The following is a 20,061-nucleotide window of genomic DNA, read 5'->3' as shown; positions in this document are numbered from 1 at the left end:
AAGTCTGTGAAAAAAACTGTTTTTTGCTTTAAATTGGTTATTAAAAAACAATAGTGTATTTTAAAACTTTGACAAATACTGATGAATATAAAAATGAACAGCTTAAATTCGATAGTCGAATTTAAGCTGTTGGCTTATGAATTAAAAAATAGTTTCTGAAGTTAATGAATAGGGTAAATCCTCTGATGAAATCGTCTTACACGGAGGAACTAAGCCTAAATTAAACGTAAGATTTCCACCGGCCATTAAGAGATGATGAGGAATAGCTAAACCTGTATAAGGTTGGTCATTAATTTGTAAAGAAGTAACATAGTGATACTGAGGAGCATTGTGATTAGTTTGAATGTGTAAACTTTTACCAGAAGATAGCTGAATGGTTACTTCATCAAATAAGGGAATGCCTAAAGTATATTCTCCGCTACCTGGTGTAACAGGATAAAAGCCTAGACTATTAAATAAGTACCAAGCACTCATACTGCCATTATCTTCATCACCTGGATAACCAGCAAAACCTAAATGAAAGGCCCGAGACATTAACTCTTTCAACAGATGTTGGCTAGTCCAAGGTTGTTTAACATAATGAAATAAATAAGGTAGATGGAAACTTGGTTGATTAGAAATAGCAACTTGTCCAAAGTCAATGGCAGCCATTTCGCTCATTTCATGAATTTCAAATCCGTAACCACTGACATCAAAAAGAGGTTCTGTGTTACACAGTTCTGTTATATGACTTAAAAAGTTTTGAGCGCCACCATGACTGTTAATTAAACCGTTCATGTCATGAAAAACAGCGTAACTATTTTGATAGCTACTACCTTCTGCATAATGTCTGCCCCAACTAATAGGATTAAAAGGTTCAATCCATTGCCCTTGTCTATCTTTAGGCCGCATAAGACCAGTTGTTGGATCAACTAATTGTCGGTAATTTAAGGATTGCTGCCAGTAACTATTAGCTATCTCTGTTTTTCCTAGTATTTGGGCAACTTGAGCAATACAAAAGTCACTATAAGCATAGTCTTGGGTATGGTTAACACTTTCATGATAATCACTTGGAACATAACCATATGTTAGATAATCTAGGGTTCCTTGTCGTCCATATCGGTCATTTTCACTTTGGGTAGTAGCACTTTTTAACATAGCTTCTAAAAACTCTGGCATTAAATCTAGCCGAATATCTTTCATGGCAGCATCTGCAATGACTGCATCAATCAGTGTGCCAGGCATTAATCCTCTTTCGTCTGGAGATAACCATTTTGGTAAGTAACCAGCATGACGATAAGCATTTAAAAAGCCTTCTAACATTTCTCCGTATTCTTCTTGTGCAATAAGAGAGTAGAGAGGATAAACTGTTTTATAAGTATCCCAAAAGCCATTGTTAGTATAATAGAAACCTGATGTTATTTTCCGAGATAAAGTGTCATAGTGAATTGGTTTTTCTTGTTGATCTAGTTCATACCATTTTTGAGGAAATAAAAAACAGCGATACATCATCTGATAAAATAGTTGAACTTTTTGGGCGTCTTTGTCTGTCACTGTGATTTTACTAAGATAATGTTCCCAAGCTTCTTTTGCTTGATTTAAAGTGTCTTTAAAAGATAAGGGTAATTCTCGTGATAAATTTAAGTGAACTTGTTGTTCTGAGATAAAAGAAGTAGCCATAATTATGGATAAGGTAGGCTCACCTAAATCAAAAGATAGATGTAGAGTAGGGTCCTGTCCTTGCCAAATGTTACCCTTAATAGGTTCTAAGTTATTGTGTAAGTCTTGCCAGTGATGAACCGGTTGTGAAAAATGATAGGCTACATACATCTTTAATTCAGGATCTTCACAACCGGAAGCATTACTGATATAACCAGTTAAGGTTTTCTCGTTTTCTGATAATTGCCACTTACTAGGACCGTCAGCTTTTATAACCAAACCTGCGTCTTTAAGAGTAGGATATTGAATAAGTAAATGAGCTCCATAAGTAGAGGGAGTTAGTTCACTTGTAATTTGATATCTTAAAGATTTAATTTTTAAATGGTGAGGAGAAAAAATAGCCTCTTCAGGTCGGTAAGAGCTTTGTAGATGGAAAAGTTCATTAGAATTTGGCGTTCCTATGATTGGTAGCATTAACAGTGAAGAAAAATCTCCCATCCAAGGACTAGGTTGGTGAGTTAAACGAAACCCCTGAAAAGTTCGGTCTTCTGGATGAAACCACCAACTACCGTGAGTATTGGTTGTTTGAGGAGCAAAAAAGTTCATGCCAAAAGGAACACCTGTATAAGGCAAACAGTTACCATTTGAATAGCTATGCTGATTAGCAGTTCCGTGTCGTGTATCGATTAAGTTAATCATCTATTACCTCCTAAAGATATATCTTATTCTTTTTATTTTATTAATGATATATCATTAAGATAGCACAAGAAACCGTTTTTATAAAGTAGAGATTGACTAAACAAAAGAAAACATAGTCTGATAAAAATACCTAGTCTGTTTCAAAAAAACAAGTAGTAACCTATTATCAGGTTACTACTTGTTAAGGATTGATAAATTCTGTTTGAGTCATAATTGTTTCTTCAATTTTCCATTTGTTATTCTCTTTAACAAAGGTGTGATTAGCATGGGTTATGTGATCTTTATATTGAGAGGTTCCTCGGTTAAGGGTTTGTTGTTTTGTTTTTACTAACATATGATCTGTTTCTTGTTTTACTACTTGGAAAGACAAAAGCCGATGTTCTAGTGTATATGTTTTAAAAAACACGGTCATTTCTTTAGCAGTAGAAGTTTGAGCGGATGTGACTAAAGTGTCAACATATCGGTTAACATCTTTTTGACTAGCAGCATCTAAATTTTCGACTAAAAGCTGTAAAGTTTTTTGCGCTTCTTTTTTATCGGTTATGTTACCTGTTGGACTCACTTGTTTGTTGCTAGCTTCTGCAATATCTGTAGCCTCTTTTAGATAACCAGCTCCCATAAACAAAAGCAACAGAAGTGCTAACAGTAAACTGATTTTTCTTCTCATTATTAATTCCTCCTAGACATCTGATAATTTACTTGGGCTGATAATACCTTGATACAAGTTTCTACCAATTATTCCTTCATCTGGCATAACATATGGCCCGTCAAATGGTAATAACGTTTCCTCTAATTCCTCTAGAACTAACTGAGGGTGACTCACCCAGGCGGTTAACCGGAGATAGGCGGAATCTAAGCGAGCTAAAATTCCTCCGTAACGAATATCTAAAATTTCCCAACCGAATACTTTATTTTGTCCTAACCAAAGCTCTCGGTGAAGAGAATGTAATTCTTGGGTGTCTTCTTGTAACTGTTTGATGAGTACTAATAGTTCCTCCATCTCTTGAGTGTTTTTATGTTGATAAGCTTGTCTAATTTGTAAGCCTAAATCTATTTTTTGACTAAGAAATAAAGCCAACTGTTGATAAAACTGAAACAATAATTCTGTTTTTTTCGTGGTAGGTGTTTGTTTCAATTGTTGATACAAGTCTTGATAGTGTTTTTTCAAAGGATGACGATTTAAATTAATATCATATAGACCTAATAATGGATCTTGGTAAAGAGCTAATTTACTGGCATGAGAAGCATGTGAGTTGATTGAATCTGTTCCAGGAGTTCGGTCAAATAAATCCAGTAACAAGTAACTGTGGATATCTTCTTGCTGCATTTGCTTCAATTGTTTTCCTAAATGGGCTAAGGATACTTCTGGATAGAACTGATGTTCAGCAAATAACTGTAATCCTAGTAAACAAGTATCAAATGGAGTTTCGCCACCATCATCTTGCCAAAGAGTGGCATAAACAGTTTGGATGCCTGTTTCTTTACAAGCAGCTAAAGCTTTTTGAGTAGCATCGATTGTTTTTCCGTAGTTAGGAGCAATACCATTCCAAAGCCAAATTCCTCCAGCAAAAATCACTGGTTTTTTCAGACTTCGGTGGATATTAATCAACTGATGATAGGCTTGTTGATCATGATGATAGTAATCCCAATAAACTAAGGAAACATCTGGCATATTTTCAATTGTTTCTTTGGGAATATCTGCCTTTAGATCATAATAATCACCTGTTTTTGAGCCTAAACGGAAAAACATATCACTCCACATTTGAACGTCTAACTGCAAGGTGTCTGTTATTTGTTTCACCTTGTGTAAGTGGCGGTTCATAATGTCAAACCGATTTTCCACGCCATTTTTTTTCAAAAAATTCCCTAAACCTAATTGATGCGCTTCATCCATGCCGATATGAATTTTCTGACTTCTAAAAGGTTGACTGGCTGCGGTAATAGCTGCTGATAAAAACTGATAGGTAGCTGGTTCATCGACTAATAAAATGTCTTCAGTATCTTTTATATCCTGAGCAAAATTCCATTTTAATGGATTTTTTAAGTGGCCTAGTACTTGAATAGCAGGAATTAACTCAATTCCTAAGTGATAGGCAAAATCATCTAGGGAAGAAAGTTCTTCCTGAGTATATCTACCTCTCATATAACCAAAGTAAGGATATTCTGGAATGGTATAGGTGTCTTCCATATACAGCATGCAAGTATTTAAGCCTAGAGTGGCACAAGTGAGTAAAATTTCTTTAAACTTAGCTAGATGTAACACTGCATTTCTAGAAAGGTCAATCATTGGGCCAATTTCTTGAAATTGAGGATGCTCTATTAAGTGAAAAGGTTCAGAATTATCATGAGTCAGTATCATGGTAAACGCTCTAAAAAAATGAGCTGTTTCTTCATAATAAAGGGTATAAGCTTGGTCGTTTTGTATCACTTCTAAAGGACCTGGTCTATGATGAACGTAAACAGGTGTACCACTAGAATGGATCGTAAAGGAAAATTTATTTTGTAGATAGTTTAAGCCAGTCATTAAAAAATTTGTATCGCCTATTAAGTTAAGGGCTTTCATTTAAAGGACCTCCCGATTTGTTGTATCTCTACTTTAAAACAAAGGAAGGGAGTACATCAAGAGGAAAATAAAACTCACATAGCTAAACAAGAATGACATAGAGAAAAAGATTCACATATTGTATCTTAGAGAAGTTTTGATTAGATTTAAGAAAAATAAAGGAGGCATTATGATGGAAATTAGAGGAGATATTGAAATAGCTAAAGGAAATCAACAAGCATTGTCTAACCAGTATCAAGAGTCAAAGATGCTAGCTAAAAGATTAGAATGGTTTCAAGATTTAAAATTAGGAGTTATTATGCACTGGGGTTTGTACGCTGAGGCAGGAATTGTTGAGTCTTGGCAGTTATCAGAAAAAGATGAGTGGGCTAGAGAACCGGTAGCTTTTAGAGAAGATATTAAAGTGTTGCAACGGGACTACTGGGAATTAATTACCGAGTTTAATCCTACGCAATTTAATCCTGAACAATGGGCAAAAGATTGCCGAGAAGCAGGATTTAAGTATTTGATTTTAACGACGAAACATCATGATGGGTTTAATTTATTTGATACACAGTTTAGTGATTATAAGATTACCTCTCCGCGTTCTCCTTTTTCGACTCATCCTAAACGTAATCTTGTTAAGGAAGTTTTTGACGCATTTAGACAAGAAGGTTTAGCAGTAGGCGTTTATTATTCTAAAGCAGATTGGCATCATCCTTGTTATTGGTTGCCTGATGAAACAAAAAAAGGCAGACATGCTAGTTATGATACACAAGCTAATCCTGAGATTTGGCTAGAGTATGTTAACTTTGTTCATAATCAATTAGAAGAATTAATGACGGATTACGGAAAGATTGATTTATTGTGGTTAGATGCAGGTTGGTGTGGTCAAGGTCAAGAAGATTTACAGATGGATGTATTAATAGAAAAGTTAAGAGAAAAGCAACCAGAGTTAATCGTTGTAGATAGAATGATGGGAGGTAGACATGAAAATTATGTCACTCCAGAAAGAAAAATACCTACTAAAGATCAACTACCTAGTAAGGCATGGGAAAGTAATATTCCGCTTGGTAATGACTGGGGATATGTTCCTACTGATACTTTTAAACAGCCAAAAGAAGTGTTAGAAACTGTGATTGATGTAGTGTCTAAAGGGGGAAACTTGATTTTAGGTGTAGGACCTAAACCAGATGGTACTTTAACAAAAGAAGAAAAAGAGATTATGAGATATTTAGGCCAGTGGCTTTTAATCAATCAAGAGGCTATTTATAAAACTCGACCAGTATTTCCAATCCAAGAAAAAATAGACTGGAAACTTACTCAAAATGATTCTTTTATTTATTTAATTTATACCGGTGAACCAAAGAACTATTCTGAAGTTTTAGATTTAAAAGATTTAGCCGTTACTCAGTCTATTTCAAAAGTGTATACCTTATCTGAAACAAAATTATTAAGTGAGGAACTAGATCAATCTTCAAAGGCAATTTCTATACCTAAAGAATTTTTCCAAGACGTATATCCTGTTTTGGTATTAGAAAAAGCTTGATATATCAATGTTTATCAAAGAAAACAAATTTTACACATTGTTTACCATTTGAAAAAAAGTTAAATTGTAAATGCTTACAACGGTGATTTGAAAGGAGGAATTAAACATGACTGTATTAAAAAGTCAACCAGTCATACACAACGAAATCAATTTAAAGGCCAGAACAAGTAACAATCAAAAAGGATGGATCAAAAAAGTTCAGGCCAGTCGGCAACTATATTGGTTTGTTTTACCAGCTTTTCTAATCTTTTTAATTTTTTCTTATATTCCTATGTACGGAATTGTGATTGCATTTAAAGATTATGTCCCTGCTTTAGGTATTTGGGGTAGTCCATGGGTAGGATTTAAACATTTTCAACGTTTTTTTGATTCTTATTACTTTGCGGACCTATTAAAAAATACATTAGGAATTAGTGTTTACTCACTAATTGTAGGATTTCCTCTACCTATTATTTTAGCGTTAGCTTTAAATGAGATTAAAGATGGTCCTTTTAAGAAATTTACACAGACTGTCACTTATGCACCTAATTTTATCTCAGTTGTAGTTATGGTAGGGATGGTTATTTCTTTCTTATCTCCATCAACAGGTATGATTAATCATTTATTAGAATTTATGGGCTTTGATAGAATTGCTTTTATGACCGATCCTAAGTGGTTTAAAACTGTTTATGTTTTGTCAGGTGTTTGGCAAGGAACTGGCTGGAGTTCTGTGATTTATCTAGCGGCTCTCTCTGGAGTAGATACCCAGCTACATGAAGCAGCAGTTGTAGACGGGGCTTCTAGATTACAAAGAATTTGGCATATTAATTTACCAACCATTCGTCCAACTATGGTGATTTTATTAATTATGAGTGTTGGTTCAATTATGTCAGTAGGTTATGAGAAAATTTTGTTAATGCAAAACCCTTTAAACTTAGAAGCGTCTAACGTTATTTCGACGTTTGTTTATCAACAAGGTTTATTGGACGCACAGTACAGTTATGCGACAGCAGTTGGGTTATTCAACTCAGTGATCAATGCTATTTTATTAATTAGTGTCAATAAAATTGCGTCTAAAATAGGCGAGTCTAGCTTGTTTTAAGAAAGGAGAAAGGTATGAATAATCGATTAATTAAAGATACACCACTTGATAAATTATTTATGAAATTTAATTATGTGTTTTTACTGTTAGCCTTAGTTATTGTTTTATATCCGCTGATATATATAGTAAGTGCATCAATTAGTGATCCTAATGCGGTTAATTCTGGACAAATGTTTTTATTTCCAAAAGGATTAACGTTTGAAGGTTACAAAACTATTTTAAATAATGACAGTATTTGGCGAGGATATTTAAACACTATTTTTTATACGGTATTAGGAACAAGTATTAATTTAGCAGTGACATTACCTTGTGCTTATGCTTTATCTCGGTCTGATTTTTATGGCCATAAATTTATTACATCTTTTATGTTAGTAACCATGTTTATAGGTGGAGGGTTGATTCCTAGCTATTTATTAATCAAAAATCTTCATATGTTAAACACAGTTTGGGCTCTTGTACTACCAGGAGCAGCTTCTATTTATAACATTGTTGTGACTCGAACATTTTTTCAATCTACCATTCCAAGAGAGATGGAAGAAGCCGCGATTATTGATGGATGTAATGATTTTATGTTGTTCTTTAAAATTATCCTACCACTTTCAACTCCAATTATAGCTGTTATGGCTTTGTTTTATGGTGTTGGTCATTGGAATAGTTTCTTCAGTGCTTTAATTTACTTGTCAGATAAAACAATGTATCCGCTTCAAATGGTATTAAGAGAAATATTAGTGCTACAAGACATGTCATCTAACTCCATTAATGGCAATATGACTCAGGACATGGCAGCAATGTTATTTAGTAAACAGCAGCTAGTTCAGGTCATCAAGTATGGTGTCATGATTGTGTCAACATTACCGGTAATTATCATCTATCCATTTTTACAAAAGTATTTTGTAAAAGGTATGATGGTTGGTTCATTAAAAGGTTAAAAGGGGAGAAAAAGAAAGATGAAGACAAAGAACGGAACAAAGTTAGCAATTGGTTTATTAGTTTGTGGCCTATTCCTAACAGCATGTGGTGGCAATAACAAAAGTGCTGATGGAGGTAAAGAAAGCAAAATAGAGTTAACAGAAAAAGGTTTTCCTATTGTAAAAGATGAAGTGACAATGAAAATGATGGGACCTAGTACTGGTTTAGCTGAGTGGAAAGATATGGCATTTTTCAAAGATTATGCGAAAAAAACAGGCATTAACTTTAAATTTACTACGCCACCAACTAGTGACTTTTCAACTAAATTGAACTTAGCATTAGCAAGTGGAGATTTACCAGATGTTATTTTTGCAACTAGCTCAAATGATTTAACGCCTTCTATGGAGATGGATTATGGATCCCAAGGAATTTTGGTTGCAATTGAAGATAAAATTGAAAAAAATATGCCTAATTTAACTAAGGCTATGGAGGAAGATCCATCGATTAGAAAATCAATTACTACACCAGATGGACATATTTATTCTCTTCCAATGATTTCAAGAGGAGATACAGCTATTTGGCCAAGAGGACCAATGTGGTACAGAGGGGATTGGTTAAAAGCTTTAGGAGTAACAGAATTACCTAAAACAACAGATGAGTTTTACGCACTAATGAAACGATTTAAAGAAGAGGATCCAAATGGTAATGGTAAAGCAGATGAAGTTCCACTAACAGATGTTAAAATGGAAAGCACTCGTCCTTGGCTAATGGCTGGTTTTGGAATGAGAACTCTAGGTATTCAAGAAGATGATGGCAAAGTAACCTATACCCCAATTTCTGAAAACTATAAAGCTTATTTAGAATTTATGAATAAATTATATAGTGAAAAATTATTAGATCAAGAAGTATATGGTCAATCTGATGAACAAAGAAAAGCAAAAGGTCAAAACAATCAAGTAGGAGTATTTCCAGATTGGTTTTCTTATTTCACAACAGGTAAAGATGAAAAAACAGCTTTAGATGATCCAATGTTCCAACCTTTAAGTTCTAAATGGTCTAAAGAAACAGTGGTACCAGGTAGTCCTCGAATGGTTCGTGAAACAATGACGATTACTAAAACGTGTCCTTCACCAGATGCTATTCTTCGTTGGGCAGATTACTTCTATTCTAAAGAAGGAGCAGACTATTTAAGTAATGGTCCAGAAGGTTCTTTATGGGAGTGGAAAGAAAACGATAAGGGAGAAAAAGTTAGAGTTTATGCAGAAGGTATTGATTTAACTAATACGGAAGATGAGCGTGGAAAAATTACACCGAACTATGGTTTAACAGTCCCAACTTTAGGTTACCCACTTGAAACAAAAGACATTATTAAAAAAGATGCTAATGAAGAACCTTACACAGCTTTCAATGATTTTATTGCAAGTGAAACTGAAAATAAAATTACTAAGTATGCGAAAGTACCTTTCCCACTTTTATACTTAACAAATGAAGAAACAGAACAAGTGAGAGATATTAAAACGGATTTAGAAACTTATGTAGAACAAATGGAAGCTAAATTCATTACAGGAGTAGAACCTATAGAAAATTGGGATAAATATGTTAAAACCATAGAATCTATGGGAGTTAAAAAATACGTTAAAACGTATCAAAGTGCTTATGATCGTTGGGAAAAATCTGAATAATTAATGACTTGAATAGTAAGAGGCTAAGACCTCTTACTATTTCTGCTATTTAAATAATACTCGTTATTTATAAAAAAGCTATTGCACTGTATCAATTTCTTTGTTAAATTAAACCTCGTAGAATGAAAAAGGAGGAGATTATAATAGATAATACAACAGGATTTGTTAAGGGAAGTTACCGGCTAGGAAGTTTTATCATAAAAGCATTGTGGCTTCAATTGTTAACTGTTTGCTATACATTAAAAGGTTGTTTATTATTAGGTCTATTTCCGTCAATAACTACTAGTTTTAGATTAGTTCATCAAAACTTTAAGGAAGATTTAACAGCAAAAGAATTGAGACAAAAATTTAAACATTATTATCAAGAAACCTTTAAAGAAAGTAATCAAGTAGGATATATTTTAACTGTGTTAGGTCTATTTCTAGTTATTGATTTAAAAGTTTCTAGTATCTATATCCAATCTGTTATGCTACATATGTTGCTACTTGTTTTTTTTATTGGTTATTTAGGGGTTTGTTTATTTATTTTCCCTGTAATAGCTCGGTATCAGTTAACTACCCAACAATATCTTAAACAAGCTTTCCTGCTTTTTCTAGCTAGTCCCGTTGAAACAATAGCAATTGTAATCGCTTTATCCTTGTTAGGCATTATTTGGACAGCGTGTCCCATCCTTTTATTTATAGCAAGCATTCCTATGGTTACGGGAGTGATTCTTTGGTTTTCAAAGCAAGGAATACTGAGAAGTGAAAGGAAACATTTATCCAATGAATAAGATTAAAACATATCTGAACAATCATGCTAAAACATTCATGTCTAAATATGTCTATTCTTATTTTTTGATTTTTTTGATTCCTTTTTTGCTCGTTTCTACTATTTGGTATCGGACCTCTTTGAAAAGTATTTCCCAGCAAATTGATGCCACAATGGATAGTTATTTGTTGCAAGTAGACAATTCTTGGGTAAATCAGTTGAGTCAATTGGAAAATTTAGCTGCTCAAATTTCACAAGATTATAAACTTTCTAGTTACATGGTAAATCACAGTTATTATTCAAAAGAGGCGAAAGAAGAGTTAGTACGTTATAAACTAAATAGTCAGTTAGTTGATGATGTTTATCTTTATTTTTATAATACCCCCAATCAGTTTTATTCATCAGTAGGTTATTTAAGTTTAGATACCTTTGCTCGTCAGCGATACAGTAATTACAATATTCCGTTGGAGAGTATTAAACAAGACTTGCACCAACAGGTACCAAAGATTTCTCCTATTTATAAAAAAAATTCCCCTTCTCCAATGGAAGAGCTTGGTTTTTTAGTTTATTATGTGCCGTTAGTTAATTCAGAAGGGACTAACTATGGCTCTGTTATGTATAAGTTAAACTTACAAGGTATACAGAAAAAACTAACTCCTTTAATAGAGCACCAAAATGGCAATGTTTTTATTGTAAATAAAGAAGGAAAAATCCTTGCTAATGTTAATGATTCACTGCTAACAACACATCCGCTAAAATCTCAACAGCTGATGGATATTTCTAAGCGAGATAAAATAACGTTGAATAAACAAAAATATTTAGTTAGCAGAGCTCAAAATAAACTATATGGTTTAACATATATTACACTAATGGATGCTAAACAAGCATATCATCCTATAAAAAAAATGCATTACTGGATGATGTTAGGTTTGCTAATTGTGTTTGTGATAGGTACCATAGTAGCAACTTATTTAGGTCGAAGACATTATAAACCTATTCAACAATTAGAAGCAGCGATTCAACAACAAATGGGAGCAGTGCAAGAAACAGATTCTTTAGATGATTTTGACCGAATTGAACAACAATTATCTCAATTTTTTGAACAAAACCAACAGCTTTTAGAAGAAATTAAACGTCAAACTCCCTATGCAAGAGAACAGGTTTTAAGACGGTTACTAAACGGAAAGCTGAATCATACAAAACAACTAGATATTTTGTTAGAATCGGTAGCCATTCAATTTTATGAAGAAATCTTTTTTGTTATTTTAATAGACACGCACATGATGAACAAAAAAGTGACTATTCAGAACCAAGCCTTTTTAATGGAAGTTTTAAGCGAATTGGAAGGTACTAGTTACCGAGCTTATGGTACAGAATTACTAACTTCACCAGCTATAGCTTTATTAGTCAGTACTAATAAACCTGTTGTACCTGTGCAGATGGTAAAAATTATTCAAGAGATACTGACTTACATGGAAAAAGAACAATCCATTATTCCTAATATCTGTGTAGGGAATCCAGTGACTGAATTAACAGAAATTAACCGCTCTTACATTGAAGCATTAGCAGTTTTAGATTATCAGGCCATGCATGGTCAGGCTGAAGAAATTATATTTTATACTGATTTAGATCAACAAGGCTACACTCAGCAGTTTAATTATCCAACCAACGAACAATTAAAGTTAGTTCAAAGTTTAAATCAAGGAGATCTACATATTGCCAGAGAAAGTATCAATCATTTAATTCAATACGGAATTAAGTATCAACAAAGTGTGAATGGTTTACGGTTATATGGGTATTACCTATTAAATACGGTACTAAAAACAGGAATGGATTTATGTGGAGACGATTTTTTCATAGAAGGAGAACAACAAGCTGAGTTTCAATCAATGGAAGATTTAAGAAGGAGATTGGTAACCTTAGTCGAAAAAATTTGTTTAGTCGTTTCTAACAAGCCTAAAAATCAAGAATCTGCATTAAAAGAAGAAATTTTCACCTATATTGATCAATACTATGCTTCTCACGATCTATCACTAGATAGTTTAGCAGAGCATTTAGATGTATCTATTTCATATTTAAGTCGATTTATAAAAAAAGAAAGCGGTTTGACTTTTTCAAAATATGTGCAACAATTACGATTAGAACGAATAAAAGAGGCTTTAGTCGAAACTGATTTACCTATTAAAGATATTATACAATCTTCTGGGTATTATGACGTATCCAACTATACACGAAAATTTAAAACACTGGTCGGTGTAACACCAGGGCAATATCGATTGTTACAACGATACGAAGAAGGGTGATTAACATGGTAAAAAGATTAATTAGTGCTAACTTTAGTGAATTAGGACAAATGAACGGAGCAGAATTAAAAGAATCTATTCGAGCAAGTGAAGGACGTGTCATAGCTAGCGAAAATGTTTGTGTACAACCTCCAGCAGATGGCGAGTTAACTAATGGAGAATTAGCTAGTGCCTTTGGTGCTGACTTGATTTTGTTAAATTTATTTGATTGTTTTAATCCAGTCATTTTAGGCTTACCAGGTATGAGTTTATCTAAAGCGATGAATTTTTGGGAACATCCAGAAGAAAACCAAGAAAATCCTATTGCTCAGTTAAAAGAATTAATCGGTCGTCCAGTTGGGATTAATTTAGAGCCAATTTCTTTAGAGGCAGATTTAATGAGTGAGCGTGTTGGCATTAACCAAGGCCGAATTAGTTCAAAAGAAACTTTCCAACAAGCAGATAAATTGGGAGTTGATTTTATTTGTTTGACAGGAAATCCTGGCACAGGTGTAACTAATCAGCAAATTGGTGAGGCAATTAAGGTAGCAAAAGACAATTTTTCAGGTTTGATTATAGCTGGAAAAATGCATAGTTCAGGGGTAGATGAACCAGTTGCGACGAAAGAATCAGTCGAAATTTTTGCTAAAGCAGGAGCAGATGTATTATTACTTCCTGCTGTAGGAACAGTTCCAGGTTTTACTGAACAAGATATGATTGAAGCTGTTAAAATTGCTAAACAAAATGATCTATTAACGATGTCAGCTATTGGCACTAGTCAAGAAACCTCATCAAGAGAAACTATTCGTCAAATTGCGATTCAAAACAAAATGTGTGGTGTAGACATTCAACATATTGGGGATGCAGGAGCTGGAGGAGTGGCACCGGTTGAAAATATTTATGAAATGTCTGTAGCTATTCGTGGAATGCGTCATACGATTAACCGGATGGCTCGTTCTATTAACCGCTAATATACTAAAAAATAATAAGAAGAAACGAGTAAAGAGCTAATTTTTTATTCGTTTCTTTTTTTGACTAGTGAAAAAGAAATACATATTGCACAGAATACGCTCTCTTAATATAGTGGAAGTAACAAAAAGCAGAAGAAATGAGGAATCTGATATGGAAAAAATATTTCCAGAGTCTTTTCTTTGGGGAGCAGCAGCCTCAGCACCTCAAACAGAAGGGGCAGCGTTGATAGATGGAAAAAGTCCTTCGACTTGGGACAAGTGGTATGAACTAGAACCACAGCAATTTTTTAATCAAATAGGACCAAAAGATACATCTAACACGTATTACCTTTATAAAGAAGATGTTCGGTTAATGAAAGAGATGGGATTAAATTCCTATAGAACATCGATTGCCTGGACTAGATTATTGCCAGATGGACAAACTCTTAATACCAAAGCAGTTTCTTTTTATAGAAATTATTTTACAGAGATGCTTCAAGCAGGAATTAAGCCTATTATTAATCTGTTTCACTTTGATATGCCTTGGTGGTTAATGGAAAAAGGTGGTTGGGAGATGCGTGAAGCAGTTGATGCTTTTGCTTTTTATGCCCAAACTGCTTTTGAACAATTTGGCGATTTGGTTAAAGACTGGACTACTTTTAATGAGCCGATGGTTCACATCGAATGTGGCTATTTAGGAGAGGCCCATTATCCTAAAGTGATTGATTTTAAACGCGCAATTCAAGTAGGCTATCACACGTTAATGGCTCATGTCAAAGCTGTTCAAGCCTTTAGACAAGTTGGAATTTCTAAAGGGAAAATTGGTATTATTTTAAATTTATCGCCAATTTATGCTAAAAGTCAGAACCCAGAAGATCAACAGGCTCAGTTTTATGCAGACTTATTTTATACCCGTAGCTTTTTAGATCCAGTTGTAAAAGGAGAAATTCCCCTTGAGTTAAAAAATGTTTTACAGGAACATGGATTAACACCTAAAACAAATGCTGGTGATAAAGAATTAATCAGACAGTATAAGATTGATTTTTTAGGGGTGAATTACTACCAACCTTTACGGGTTCAAGCACCAAAAAATCAAGTATTTCCTGCTAAATCACCAGGCTATTTTGCCCGAGGCTATAATTGGCCAGAAAAACGGATAAATCCTCACCGAGGATGGGAGATTTATCCTGCAGGTATGTATGATTTAGCTAAAAGAATTCAACAGGAGTATGACAATATTCCCTGGTATGTTTCAGAAAATGGCATGGGAGTAGAAGGGGAAGAAAAATTTACTAAGAATCAGGTTATTCAAGATCAGTACCGGATTGCATTTGTTAAAGAACATTTAGAGTATTTACATCAAGCTATTGCTGAAGGTAGCCATTGTTTTGGTTATCATGTGTGGACATTTATTGATTGTTGGTCATGGCTTAATGGGTATAAAAATCGGTATGGTTTTTATCAAGTTGATTTAGATAATCAGTTTATTCGGAAACCTAAACTAAGCAGTTTTTGGTTTAAAAAGATTAGTTCACAGAATGGATTTTAAATTGATGTATTAAAAAGGTCTTTCCTATTTTGCTAGGAAAGATCTTTTTTAACAAATGGATGGTAAAAAATCCACTCAATTGGCTCTTTTGTTTCAGTCAGTTATTTTGTAAACTGAATGAGAGAAGGAGGGATTGTTTTGGTTAAACATATTTTAACAATTGCAGGTTCAGATTCCACAGGTGGCGGTGGATTTGAAGCAGATTTACGTACCTTTCAAGAATACGAACTATTTGGTTATAGTGCAGTAACTTGTATTGTGACGATTCAGCATGAAAAAGAAGTTGATATCTATCCTATTCCAACTGAAGTATTGGATAAGCAGTTACAGACATTGCTAGATTCTTCAGTTAATTTACCTTATATAAAAGTGGGCATGTTAGGATCACTAGAAAACGTGACTTGGTTTAGTCAATTTATTCAAGAACATCCTAATCAACAATTTATTATCGATCCAGTTTTTTCTTTTAAAGAAACAGGTAGCTACCTAAAAGGACAAACAGATATTGTTTCTTTTTATCAACAAGAAATTTTACCCCATACTTTTTTAACCACTCCCAATTTATTGGAAGCTTCTTTACTAGCTGAGATGCCTCCGTTAACTAGTGAGTCAGAGATGAAGGAAGCGGCTGAAAAAATTTGGCAACTAGGAGTTCAACATGTTGTGATTAAAGGTGGTACACGTATGGCAGGAGAAGAAGCAGTAGATTTATATTATGATGGACAACATTTTCAATTTTTTAGACTACCTAAATTGACAACTAATAGAATTAATGGAGCTGGTTGTACGTTTGCTTCAGCCATAACTGCTCGGTTAGCTCAAGAAGCAACACCAGCAGTAGCAATTAAAGATGCTAAAGAGTTTGTTCATCAAAGTATCCAAGGAGGCCAACCTTTTTATCAACAAATAGGCAATGTTTGGCAAGGAGCGAATCGTTCATGAAAACAAATAAAACCTTAATGATAACTAGAATTGCAGTTATTTCAGCTTTGTCAGTTGGTTTAGCTATGTTATTTGTTATCCCTGTCCCTTTAACAAAAGGTTATATTAACTTATTAGAAGTAGGGATTTATACAAGTGCTATTTTATTTGGTTCAGTAACAGGTGGATTTGTTGGAGGAATCAGCGGTGGGCTATTAGATTTATTGCTAGGTTATCCTCAGTGGATTATTTTTTCCGTGATCATTCATGGTCTACAAGGGTATGTAGCCGGTCGTCTAAAAAAGAGAGGACTGTTTCTTTCTTTAATCATTAGTGCAGGTGTGATGATCGTTGGCTATTTTTTTGCCACATCTTTGTTATACGGAGTAGGAGCAGGAGTTGCTTCTATTATTGGTAATATTTGGCAAAACCTGATAGGTGGTCTATTATCAGTAGTAGTGAGCCGTTTATTAGCACAACGTCAGGCTATCAAACAATAAGGAGGAAGTAACATGATTTCAATGAAACAATTAGAAACAGATTTAACTGAGATTGTGACGGATGTTTTAGAAAAATCCGGTATTCAATCAGGAGAGATCTTTGTGTTAGGATGTAGTAGTAGTGAAGTAGCAGGCGGAACTATTGGTCAAAATTCTAGTAAAGAAATTGGTGAAACAATTATTAGGGTGTTAAAACACATACTAGATGAAAAAGGCATACATTTAGCTGTTCAAGGTTGTGAACATATTAACCGAGCATTGACTATTGAAAAACAAGTTGCGGTTACTCATCATTTTGAACAAGTCAATGTTGTTCCAGCTCTGCATGCAGGAGGTTCATGTGCGGTAGCAGCTTACGAACAAATGACAGATCCTATTGAAATTGAACACATTACAGCTAAAGCTGGTATAGATATTGGAGATACTTCAATTGGTATGCACATTAAGCACGTACAAGTTCCTATTCGACCTGTTCTAAAAGAGTTAGGAGGAGCTCATGTAACAGCGTTAACCTCTAGACCAAAATTAATTGGCGGCGAACGTGCAGTTTATAAATAATAATAAAATGAATAAAAAATTAGTTAGCGATTAGGCTAGCTAATTTTTTTTATTAAAAAACATTTGCTATCATAAAAAAAACGTGCAGTTTACAGTAGATTATTTTATAATACTAGTATTGAGGTGCACATGTTGAAGGTTATAAACATGTAAGCGTTTTTAAAAAAGGGGAAGATTATGGAAGAAAAACAGAAAAGCTTACCAAGAACTCTAGGATTTACAACAGCATTAATGACTATTTTAGGGATTGTGATTGGCTCTGGTATTTTCTTTAAACCTTATGCCATATTTAAGGCTACTGGTGGAGCACCTGGTTTAGGGATGATAGCATGGATTGTAGCAGGAATATTAACTATGGCTGGAGCTTTAACTGTTTCAGAAATAGCGACAATTGTGCCAGAAACAGGTGGCATGGTGACTTATGTTACGAAAGTCTACGGAAAGAAACTAGGTTTTTTAGCAGGTTGGACAGATTCCTTGTTATATCAAGTTGGTTTAGTGGCAGCTTCTGCAGTTATTTTTGGTGTTCAGGCAACTTATTTATTAGGGTTTTCAGAAGATATGAAATGGATGAAGCTAACTATCTCGATAGCAGCCATTTTGTTTGTAGCCTTTATGAATACGTTAAGTGCTAAGCTAAGTGGCTACTTTCAAACGATTATTACATTAGGTAAATTTGTGCCTATTTTAGTTATTATGATAGTTAGTTTTTCTAAAGGAACAGGACATTCGATAGCCAGTCCAATTATAGCGCCAGATATTCAACCGTTTAATGCTTTTTCCATTGCTTTATTAGCTTGTTTATTTGCGTTTGATGGTTGGATGGGAGTAGGACAAATTGCTGGAGAGATGAAAGAACCGGGAAAAGATTTACCGAAAGCTTTAATTATGGGGATTAGTATTGCATCTATGGTGTTTATTTTGATGAATATCGCTTATATGTGGGTACTTCCAGCCAATGAATTAATGTTAACAGAAACTCCTGCAACTCAAGTCGCTATGAAAATCTTTGGTAATAGTGGTGGAAAAATTGTAGCGATGGGTATTTTAGTGGTTGTTTACGGGACCCTTAATGGCTATGTGTTTACAGGAGCTAGATCAACCTATACGTTAGCGAAGACTAATTGCATTCCTATGGCAAAACATTTACAAAAGGTAAATAAATCTGGTGTTCCAGCTAATGCAATTTGGTATGTTAGTGTAGTAGCTTGTATTTACTGTTTAACAGGTAAATATGACATGTTAACAGATATTGCTATTTTTGTAGCATGGATTTTTAATACGTTAACGTTTATCGGTGTTTTAATTCTTAGAAGGAAAGAGCCTGATTTGAAACGGGTTTACCGAGTACCTTTGTATCCGTTTATTCCGATGTTAGCGATTGTTGGCGGAAGTTATGTAGTTATTAGTACACTTTTAGCTCAGCCTTCTAACGCATTAATTGGCTTAGCCGTTTTACTGCTAGGTTTACCAGTTTATGCCATCTATACGAAAAAAAATCAATTGCTAGCGAGTCAGTCATTGCAAAAGATTAAACATTAATTTGATAGCAAGAAGCCTATTTAGTTGTAGAAAATAGGCTTCTTTTTTAAGAGGAATGTCTATCTATTTTATATAATATTGTATATACTGTTTGGTATAGATTTGTAGAAGGAGAGGTACTATGACTCAAGAGAAATTATTTGAACAAGTTGCCCAAGCAATTTATCAAAGAGTACAAGATGGTGTATATGTTAGTTCGCAAAAATTGCCCTCTGAATATGATTTAGCTGAAGAGTTTCAAGTCAGTCGTTTAACAGTGAGACGCGCTATTTCAGAACTTATTAAGCGAAATGTTTTGATTAAACAAAAAGGAAAAGGAACCTATATTTTACCTCAAGAAAAAATTCAAAGTGGTAGTAAAGGATTACAAGGGTTTACTGAAGTAGCAAAAGAACAAGGAAAAGCCCCCGATACCCAAGTTGTTTTATTTGAAAAAAAAGCAAACATTCCTAATCATATAGCCAAAGAATTAGAATTGAATTATGGAGATTATGTCTATCATATTATCCGAATCAGGTCTTTGGATAATGAACCGATGACTATGGAAAATCTGTACATAAAAGAATGTTTCATGCGGAATATATCTGAAGAAAGTGCTAGCCATTCTTTGTTTGATCAAATTGAAGAAAACATCTCGATTGCTTACTCTAATCAAGAAATAGAAGCGTTACTAGCGACTGATGAATTAGCGGAACGATTAACAGTGTCGACGGGAAGTGCCTTATTAAAAGTAAATTCGGTGGTCTATTCTATTACTAGTGTGCCAATTATGTACGATGAATCGTATTACCGAGGAGATAAGTATACGTTTAAAAATATATTGTATAGGAATAGTCATTAAAAAACACTAAATCATCTCATTACTGAGGTGGTTTAGTGTTTTTTATTTTTTAACAATGCTTGCATTT

At 34.0% G+C, this 20,061-nt stretch carries 16 protein-coding genes; 13 read left to right on the top strand and 3 right to left on the bottom strand.

The genetic code is table 11. From position 1 onward, the window contains the following. Nucleotides 1-141: 141 nt before the first annotated feature. The 3 genes from C7P63_RS08520 to C7P63_RS08510 all read right to left on the bottom strand — a co-directional run bounded on the left by C7P63_RS08520 (nucleotide 142) and on the right by C7P63_RS08510 (nucleotide 4,900). On the bottom strand, nucleotides 142-2,337 hold the full coding sequence (locus C7P63_RS08520; RefSeq protein ID WP_125943734.1) for a GH92 family glycosyl hydrolase: 2,196 nt from the start codon (nucleotides 2,335-2,337) through the stop codon (nucleotides 142-144). 181 nt (nucleotides 2,338-2,518) lie between these two features. Then, entirely contained in the window at nucleotides 2,519-3,004 is a 486-nt protein-coding gene (locus tag C7P63_RS08515; RefSeq protein ID WP_125943733.1) for a hypothetical protein, read from the bottom strand. A 12-nt stretch (nucleotides 3,005-3,016) separates the two neighbouring features. Continuing rightward, nucleotides 3,017-4,900: a beta-N-acetylhexosaminidase gene (locus tag C7P63_RS08510; RefSeq protein WP_125943732.1), complete on the bottom strand. Its 1,884-nt coding sequence runs from the start codon at nucleotides 4,898-4,900 to the stop codon at nucleotides 3,017-3,019. Between the two features lie 169 nt (nucleotides 4,901-5,069). Here C7P63_RS08510 and C7P63_RS08505 point away from each other — a divergent pair, with 169 nt between their 5' ends. The 13 genes from C7P63_RS08505 (at nucleotide 5,070) to C7P63_RS08445 (ending at nucleotide 19,994) form a co-directional block, all read left to right on the top strand. Beyond that, a complete protein-coding gene (locus C7P63_RS08505) occupies nucleotides 5,070-6,428 on the top strand; it encodes an alpha-L-fucosidase (protein WP_125943731.1) in 1,359 nt (452 codons plus the stop codon). A gap of 106 nt (nucleotides 6,429-6,534) precedes the next feature. Further along, nucleotides 6,535-7,509, top strand: coding sequence for an ABC transporter permease (locus C7P63_RS08500; protein ID WP_125943730.1), 975 nt, complete (start codon nucleotides 6,535-6,537; stop codon nucleotides 7,507-7,509). Between the two features lie 14 nt (nucleotides 7,510-7,523). Continuing rightward, nucleotides 7,524-8,438, top strand: a complete 915-nt coding sequence (locus C7P63_RS08495; protein ID WP_125943729.1) for a carbohydrate ABC transporter permease — start codon at nucleotides 7,524-7,526, stop codon at nucleotides 8,436-8,438. 18 nt (nucleotides 8,439-8,456) lie between these two features. Next, nucleotides 8,457-10,100 carry an extracellular solute-binding protein gene (locus C7P63_RS08490; protein WP_125943728.1) on the top strand — a complete coding sequence of 548 codons (1,644 nt, stop codon included), beginning with the start codon at nucleotides 8,457-8,459 and terminating at the stop codon, nucleotides 10,098-10,100. A 122-nt stretch (nucleotides 10,101-10,222) separates the two neighbouring features. Beyond that, entirely contained in the window at nucleotides 10,223-10,873 is a 651-nt protein-coding gene (locus C7P63_RS08485; protein ID WP_125943727.1) for a YesL family protein, read from the top strand. Beyond that, on the top strand, nucleotides 10,866-13,154 hold the full coding sequence (locus C7P63_RS08480) for a helix-turn-helix domain-containing protein (protein ID WP_125943726.1): 2,289 nt from the start codon (nucleotides 10,866-10,868) through the stop codon (nucleotides 13,152-13,154). Before C7P63_RS08485 ends, C7P63_RS08480 begins: the two co-directional genes overlap by 8 nt. Before the next feature lie 5 nt (nucleotides 13,155-13,159). After that, nucleotides 13,160-14,104, top strand: a complete 945-nt coding sequence (locus C7P63_RS08475; RefSeq protein ID WP_125943725.1) for a DUF7916 family protein — start codon at nucleotides 13,160-13,162, stop codon at nucleotides 14,102-14,104. Between the two features lie 151 nt (nucleotides 14,105-14,255). Further along, nucleotides 14,256-15,632 carry a glycoside hydrolase family 1 protein gene (locus C7P63_RS08470; protein ID WP_125943724.1) on the top strand — a complete coding sequence of 459 codons (1,377 nt, stop codon included), beginning with the start codon at nucleotides 14,256-14,258 and terminating at the stop codon, nucleotides 15,630-15,632. 138 nt (nucleotides 15,633-15,770) lie between these two features. After that, on the top strand, nucleotides 15,771-16,574 hold the full coding sequence (locus C7P63_RS08465) for a hydroxymethylpyrimidine/phosphomethylpyrimidine kinase (RefSeq protein ID WP_165863806.1): 804 nt from the start codon (nucleotides 15,771-15,773) through the stop codon (nucleotides 16,572-16,574). Further along, nucleotides 16,571-17,053: an ECF transporter S component gene (locus C7P63_RS08460; RefSeq protein ID WP_125943722.1), complete on the top strand. Its 483-nt coding sequence runs from the start codon at nucleotides 16,571-16,573 to the stop codon at nucleotides 17,051-17,053. Before C7P63_RS08465 ends, C7P63_RS08460 begins: the two co-directional genes overlap by 4 nt. A 12-nt stretch (nucleotides 17,054-17,065) precedes the next feature. Then, the gene (locus C7P63_RS08455; protein WP_125943721.1) at nucleotides 17,066-17,611 is read left to right on the top strand and encodes a TIGR01440 family protein; all 546 of its coding nucleotides are present in this window, start codon (nucleotides 17,066-17,068) and stop codon (nucleotides 17,609-17,611) included. Between the two features lie 177 nt (nucleotides 17,612-17,788). After that, nucleotides 17,789-19,153, top strand: coding sequence for an APC family permease (locus tag C7P63_RS08450; protein WP_125943720.1), 1,365 nt, complete (start codon nucleotides 17,789-17,791; stop codon nucleotides 19,151-19,153). 121 nt (nucleotides 19,154-19,274) lie between these two features. Beyond that, nucleotides 19,275-19,994, top strand: a complete 720-nt coding sequence (locus C7P63_RS08445) for a GntR family transcriptional regulator, LSA1692 subfamily (RefSeq protein ID WP_125943719.1) — start codon at nucleotides 19,275-19,277, stop codon at nucleotides 19,992-19,994. Nucleotides 19,995-20,061: the final 67 nt, after the last annotated feature.

This window comes from Vagococcus humatus, from assembly GCF_003950325.1.
Lineage (GTDB): Bacteria > Bacillota > Bacilli > Lactobacillales > Vagococcaceae > Vagococcus_C > Vagococcus_C humatus.
Note: the sequence above shows the minus strand (reverse complement) of the source record. Positions and strands in the feature narration are given on the sequence as shown.